Annotated in this window: 5 protein-coding genes; 3 read left to right on the top strand and 2 right to left on the bottom strand. The window is 71.6% G+C overall.

Annotated features, from left to right (window positions below; translation table 11 throughout):
• Positions 1–176: 176 nt before the first annotated feature.
• Positions 177–1,634 (bottom strand): ATP-binding protein, encoded by a 1,458-nt coding sequence (locus tag ABZU52_RS31525; RefSeq protein WP_354974570.1) that lies wholly within the window; start codon positions 1,632–1,634, stop codon positions 177–179.
• Positions 1,631–3,289, bottom strand: a complete 1,659-nt coding sequence (locus ABZU52_RS31520; protein WP_354974569.1) for an FAD-dependent oxidoreductase — start codon at positions 3,287–3,289, stop codon at positions 1,631–1,633. Before ABZU52_RS31520 ends, ABZU52_RS31525 begins: the two co-directional genes overlap by 4 nt.
• Positions 3,290–3,631: 342 nt before the next feature.
• On the opposite strand from ABZU52_RS31520, the gene ABZU52_RS31515 reads away from it, so the two are divergent.
• From ABZU52_RS31515 to smpB, 3 genes are all read left to right on the top strand, one after another.
• Positions 3,632–4,474, top strand: a complete 843-nt coding sequence (locus tag ABZU52_RS31515) for a hypothetical protein (protein WP_354974568.1) — start codon at positions 3,632–3,634, stop codon at positions 4,472–4,474.
• Positions 4,475–4,536: 62 nt separating this feature from the next.
• Positions 4,537–5,679 carry a hypothetical protein gene (locus ABZU52_RS31510; RefSeq protein WP_354974567.1) on the top strand — a complete coding sequence of 381 codons (1,143 nt, stop codon included), beginning with the start codon at positions 4,537–4,539 and terminating at the stop codon, positions 5,677–5,679.
• A gap of 42 nt (positions 5,680–5,721) precedes the next feature.
• Positions 5,722–6,213: an SsrA-binding protein SmpB gene (gene smpB, locus ABZU52_RS31505; RefSeq protein ID WP_354974566.1), complete on the top strand. Its 492-nt coding sequence runs from the start codon at positions 5,722–5,724 to the stop codon at positions 6,211–6,213.
• Positions 6,214–6,427: the final 214 nt, after the last annotated feature.

The following is a 6,427-nucleotide window of genomic DNA, read 5'->3' as shown; positions in this document are numbered from 1 at the left end:
AAGATCGTGCTCGATCCTTGTTGTAGTGGCATCAGCAACCGCCGAGGCCACTACTTCCTGGATCGAGCACGATCTTGCGGTGCGGTGCTGCGGTGCGGCCCGAGGGGTGGCGCCGGGCGAGGGGGGCTCCCTTGACCGGGGCGCCGCCCGAGCCTGCGCGGGGCCGCGTGCTGCCGCTAGGTGGTCGGCGGGTCGTGCGGCTCGCCCGGCGCGCCATCGGTGACCGGCAGCAGGACCCGGAAGGTGGTGCGGCCCGGCTCGGTCTCCACCCGGATGTCGCCGTGGTGTTTGTGCACCACGATCCGGTACGAGATGTCCAGCCCCAGGCCGGTGCCCGCGCCGACCGGCTTCGTGGTGAAGAACGGCTCGAAGATGCGCGGACGCACCTCCGGTGGGATACCCGGACCGGTGTCGGTGATGTCCACCGCCAGCAGGTCACCGGACCGTCCGGTGCGGACGGTCAGCACGCCCTTCTCCCCCATCGCGCCCAACGCGTTGTCGATCAGGTTGGTCCACACCTGGTTCAGCTCGGCCGCGTACGCCGGGACCGGCGGGAGGCTTCGGTCGTACTCGCGGACCAGCTTGACCTCGGCGGGGATCTTGCCCTTGAACATCACCAACGTGGCGTCGAGCAGGTCGTGCACGTCCACCACCCGGTGCGGCGCGCGATCCAGCTGTGAGTACTGCTTGGCGGCGCCCACCAGCCCGGAGATCCGGGTGACCGCGTCGCCGATCTCGCGCATCAGCAGCTCGGTGTCGACCGTGTAGGTGAGCCAACGCACCGCCGCCTCCAGGTCCGCGGCCCCGACCGCGGCCTTCACCTGCGCCAGCCAGGCCGCGTCGAGCCCACCGCCGACCAGGATCGGCGCCAGGTCCCAGGCCCCGCCGACACCGTGCTCCTCCAGCCAGTCGGTCAGGGTGTCCTCGGCGTCGGCGGTGGCCATCGGGGTCAACTTCGGCGCGGTGGCCACCCGGGCGACGGCCTCCTCCTGCAAGGCGACCAGGCCGTGCAGGGCCCGGCCGTCGAGACGCCCATCGGCGATCATGGCGAGCTTGTGCCGCATCCCGGCGACCCGGTCCCGCAGCACCGACGTGGCCCGCACCGCCGCCGCGGCCGGGTTGTTCAGCTCGTGGGTCAGCCCCGCCGACAGCGAACCGAGGGCCAGCAGCCGCTCCCGCTCGCCAACGATGGCCTGACTGTCCCGCATCCCGAAGAACAGCCCCTCCAGCAGGTGCATGGGCATCGGGAACCAGGACCGCAGGGCGTACGCGAAGTCCTCCGCCGGCAGCACGAAGAAGTCCGCGTCGGTCACCGCCCGCAGACTGTTGCGGTAGATCTGGTCGACCTGATCCCCCAGGTACGCCTGAGTAGCCCCGCCGTACACCCCACGCTGGTCGGTCCGGCTGACCTCGACGTCGTCGCCGCGCACCTGACGACTCAACGCCACCGCGCCGCGCAGCAGCACGAAGAAGCAGGTCGCGGGCTCACCCTCGCCGTACACGAGGGTGCCTCCGGCGCGCCGCTCGACCCGACCGTGTTCCGCCAGCCAGTCGAGCTGCCGGTCGTCGAGCGCCTCGAACAGGAACAGGGTGCGCAACTGCTCCGGTGTCAGCCGGTCAGACTCGGTGGTCATTGGCCCTCCAGGTAACGGTGCACCAGCGAAACGGCCATCGCGCCCTCGCCGACGGCCGAGGCGACCCGCTTCACCGACTCGGCCCGCACGTCCCCGGCGGCGAACACGCCCGGCACGCTGGTCTCCAGGTGGTACGGGTCGCGCGACAGCGACCAGCCGGCCGGTCGCCGCCCCCCGGCGAGGAGGTCCGGACCGGTGACGATGAAACCACGCCCGTCGCGGACCAGCACCCCGTCCAGCCAGTCGGTACGCGGCTCCGCGCCGATGAAGATGAACAGCCAGGAGGTGTCGACCGAGCGGGCCTCCCCGGTGCGGGTGTCGCAGAGGGTGAGCCGTTCCAGGTGGTCCTCCCCCGCACCGCCGACCACCGCGGTGTGCGGATGCACGGTGATCTTGTCGATCCGATCCAACTGGTCGATCAGGTAACGCGACATCGAGGCGGTCAGGTCCGCACCACGGATGAGCAGGTGCACCCTCGCCGCGTACCGGGAGAAGTGCACCGCCGCCTGGCCGGCGGAGTTGGCCCCGCCGACGATGTAGACATCCTGTTCGACGCAGCTCGGCGCCTCGGTCGCGGCGGCGCCGTAGAACACCCCCCGCCCGGTGAAGTCGGCCAACCCCGGGGCGTCGAGCACCCGGTACGACACACCGGTGGCCAGCACCACGGTGTGCGCGGCGATCTCGGTGCCGTCGCCGAAGCGCAGCAGCCGGGCGCCGCCGGCCTCGCTGAGGCCGACCACCTCCCGGGCGCTGAGCAGCTCGGCGCCGAACTTGACCGCCTGCCGCCGGGCCCGATCGGTCAACTGCGCGCCGGACACGCCGTCCGGGAAACCCAGGTAGTTCTCGATGCGGCTGCTCTGCCCGGCCTGACCGCCGGTCGCCCGGCGCTCCACGAGCACGGTACGCAGCCCTTCCGACGCGCCGTACACCGCCGAGCCGAGACCGGCCGGACCCCCGCCGATCACCACCAGGTCGTAGAAGTCACACGCCGGCACCACTGTCAACCCGGCCAGCGCGGCCAGCTCGGCCTCACTCGGGGCGACCAACGCCTTGCCCTCGGGCGTCACCACCAGCGGCACGTCCGCCTCGGTGGCCCCGGCGGCGTCGAGCAACCGCACACCCTCCGGGTCGTCGGACAACAACCACCGGTACGGCACCAGGTTACGAGCCAGGAAGTCGCGGACCTTGAACGACGGCGCCGACCAGCGGTGCCCGACGACCCTGATCTCGGCGCTGGCCGCGTCCGGGGTGATGGCCCACGCCTCCAACAGCCCGTCGACCACCGGGTACAGCTTCTCCTCCGGCGGGTGCCAGGGCTTGAGCAGGTAGTGGTCCAGGTCGACCACGTTGATCGCCTCGATCGCGGCGTCGGTGTCCGCGTACGCGGTGAGCAGCACCCGACGGGCGGCCGGGAAGATGTCCATTGCCGATTCGAGGAATTCGACGCCGGTCATCTCCGGCATCCGGTGGTCGGCCAGCAGCAGTGCCACCTGTTCGCCGCGCAGCTTGACCTCGCGCAGCGCGTCCATCGCCTCCGGGCCGGAGGAGGCTCGCAGCACCCGATAGCGGTCGCCGTAGCGGCGCCGGATGTCCCGGGCGACCGCCCGGGACACCACGGGGTCGTCGTCGACGGTCAGGATCACCGGGTTCGCCATGGCGCCATGAAATCACCTGTCGAGGGTCGACCGCACCACCGCCGGAGCTCGGGTGCACGGTTGATCGCGTGCGGGATGGGTAAGCCGGGGAGCCGCGCGGGTGGCCGGACATCGACGATCCGCCCGGTTGCCGCGCACACCTCGGGGGGCCCATGGCGGACGCGACACCGACCGGACCGACGACGTCGGGCGGGATCGTGGAACTGCGGGTGCACGGTGTCTCCGGCGCGGGGGCGGATCAGGTGTTGAACCGGCCGTACGTGCACCAGGTCGCCGGAGACCGCAGCGGGGGGGTTCTACCGACCGCGTCCCGGCTATCCGGACTCCACCGGGACGGACGGGGTGACGCTGGAGGCGTACCGCTGGAGTGACCTGCCGTCCGGCACGGCAGTACGCACGTTGTCGCTGGTCTTCCTGCTGCCGTTCATGCTCTGCAACGTGGCGCTCTGGATGCGCCCGGCGAACACCGTGTCGCAGCGCGGCTTCATGGCGCTGTGCCGGGTGCTCGCGCTCACGCTCACCGCGCTCTACGTGCTCTCCATCGTCGGAGTGGCGCTGGACCTGATCGCGTGGCGCTGCATGGACACCCCGTCGTGCCTGGCCGGCCGGAGTTGGCTGTCCTGGCTCGGCGGGCGCCCGATCGGGCTACGCCTGGGTGTGCTGGCGCTCGTGCCGGTCGCCACCATCGGGCTCGTCTGGTGGCTGGGCGCCCGCCCGAGCCATTCGTTCGACGCGTTCCGAACGCCGTCGACGCCGACGTCGGAACACCGGTTGAGCGCCGTCGGCCAGTGGGACGGCGAGCCGCTGGTGGGTCGACTGCGCTCGGTCCACGTCGCGGCGGCGTTCGCCACGCTGAGCGGCAGCCTGCTGGCCGCGCGAGCCAGCCAACACGCCTCGTGGGTGACGGCGATCCTGCTGACGGCCACCGGGTTGGTGTTGCTGAGCTGCCTGATCCTGGTCACCGTGGTGCCGAGCATCGACCGCACCGACCCGTCACCCCGGGTCGACGCGGTGTTCCGCGGGCTGCGCACCATCACCGTCGGCCTGACGATGTCGGTGATCGTGCACGTCGTCATCAGCCCGGCGCCGTGGCCGCAAGGCGGTGCGCTGCCCGGTTACGGCGCGATTGTGGCCTGGCTGTTCGTCAGCCAGACCGTGCTGGTGGCGGCGCTCGCGGGCTGGTGATCTGGCGGCGGGGTGGTGGGCAGCGCCGGTCACCTCTGCGCGCGTTGGGATCGCCGGTCTTCATGACGGTCTCGGCCGGGCTCGCCGTGGCGTTCTCCGCCGAACTTGTCTACCGGGTGGCGGACCTGCTCGACCGCGACGGGACGACCGCGGACAGCCTGGAGACCAGCCCTCCCCTGGCGTACAAGTGGGCGATCTTCGGGTTTTTTCTGGCCGTGATGACCACGCTGCTGGTAGCCGGCCTGGTCACCAAGGTGACGCGGCGCGGGCGGCGGCGGGCCGCGCGGGCGATCGTAACCGCCGACTTTCCGCACGCGCCGCCGCAGGCGGCGGACCGGCTGCGGCGGGTCGAGCAGGCGGTGGCCCGGGCCCGTTTCACCGAACGGTTGGAACCGCTCTCCGTGGTGTACGCCGGCCTGGCGGCGCTCGGCCTGGCCACCAGCGTGCTCGCCATGCTCCAGCTCCCGCCGGACGACGTGGCGAAGCGCTACGTCGGGGTGCCAGCGGGCATGGTCAACTTCCTGATCGGGTCGGGTAGCTACGTGATCGCCGCGATCCTGCTCGGTCTGATGGTGGGCGGCATCTTCGCGTATCGGACAGCGCAGTTCCGTCGGTACGTGGGCGTGCTCTGGGATCTGGGCACCTTCTGGCCCCGCGCGGCGCACCCGTTCGCGCCGCCCTGCTACGCCGAACGGGCTGTGCCGGAGCTGGCCAAGCGGATCTCCTACCTGGCCGGGCAGGGGCAGGGTGTGCTGCTGGCCGGACACAGCCACGGCTCGGTGCTGCTCGCCGCCACGGTTCTGCAACTGCCCACCCGGACCACCGACCGGGTCGCCCTGCTGACCTACGGGTCGCCGCTGGGCCGGCTGTACTCCCGGCTGTTTCCGGCGTACGCCGACGAGCCGGCGCTGCGGGAGATCGGCGAACGGATCGGCTGGCGCTGGATCAACCTGTGGCGCGACACCGACCCGATCGGCGGCTGGATCTTCGCCTCCCACCGTCCCGGGGAGGCCGAGACGCTGACCGGGCCGGCGGCGACGGTGGATCGGCGGTTGACCGACCCGCAGGACGTCGTGCCGGCGCCCAGCGACAGCGTTCCCCCACCGATCATGGGACACTGGCCGTGTGAGTCGCAGGAGGCGTTCGCGGACGCGGTGCGGGAGCTGACCGGGCGACTACGCTCCGAGCGCCCGGCGCGCGACTGACCGGCTGGTACGACCGCTCCGGCCGCCGGATATCGTCGCCTGGTGACCCCGTCCAAGCCGCCCGCACGCCGGTTGATCGTTTCGAACAAGAAGGCCCGGCACGAGTACACCGTGCTGCGCACGTACGAGGCGGGCATCGTGCTGGTCGGCACCGAGGTGAAGTCACTGCGCGAGGGACGAGCCTCGCTGGTGGACGCGTTCGCGCACGAGCGTGACGGCGAGATCGTGCTGTACGGCCTGCACATCGCCGAGTACACCTACGGCACGTGGACCAACCACGCCCCGCGCCGCAACCGCAAGCTGCTGCTGCACCGGGCCGAGATCGACCGGATTCTCGACAAGGTCCGCGAGGGCGGGGTGACCATGGTCCCGCTGTCGATGTACTTCGAGAACGGCTACGCCAAGGTCGAGTTGGCCCTTGCCAAGGGCAAGCGCTCCTACGACAAGCGGCAGACGCTGACCGAGCGCGACGCCAACCGGGAGATCGCCCGCGAGCTGGGCCGGCACCTCAAGGGCCACCCCCGCCGGCCCTGACCCTCGGATCGTCCCGTCCGGGTCACCGTCCCGCACGCGGGTCGCGCGCGTCTTCCGCGCGGGTCGCGCGCGTCTTCCGCGCGGGTCACGGACGTCCTCCGCGCGGGTCACGGACGTCTTCCGCGCGGGTCACGGACGTCTTCCGCGCGGGTCACGGACGTCTTCCGCGCGGGTCACGGACGTCTTCCGCGCGGGTCACGGACGTCTTCCGCGC

Source organism: Micromonospora sp. NPDC005220 (assembly GCF_040607895.1).
Classification (GTDB): Bacteria; Actinomycetota; Actinomycetes; order Mycobacteriales; family Micromonosporaceae; genus Micromonospora.
This window is presented reverse-complemented; position numbering and strand designations above follow the sequence as displayed.

What these genes read in the sequence shown, in the direction of transcription:
- ABZU52_RS31525 (WP_354974570.1), bottom strand. Translation starts at nt 1,634, where the DNA reads ATGACCACCGAGTCTGACCGGCTGACACCGGAGCAGTTGCGCACCCTG.
- ABZU52_RS31520 (WP_354974569.1), bottom strand. Translation starts at nt 3,289, where the DNA reads ATGGCGAACCCGGTGATCCTGACCGTCGACGACGACCCCGTGGTGTCC.
- ABZU52_RS31510 (WP_354974567.1), top strand. Translation starts at nt 4,537, where the DNA reads ATGACGGTCTCGGCCGGGCTCGCCGTGGCGTTCTCCGCCGAACTTGTC.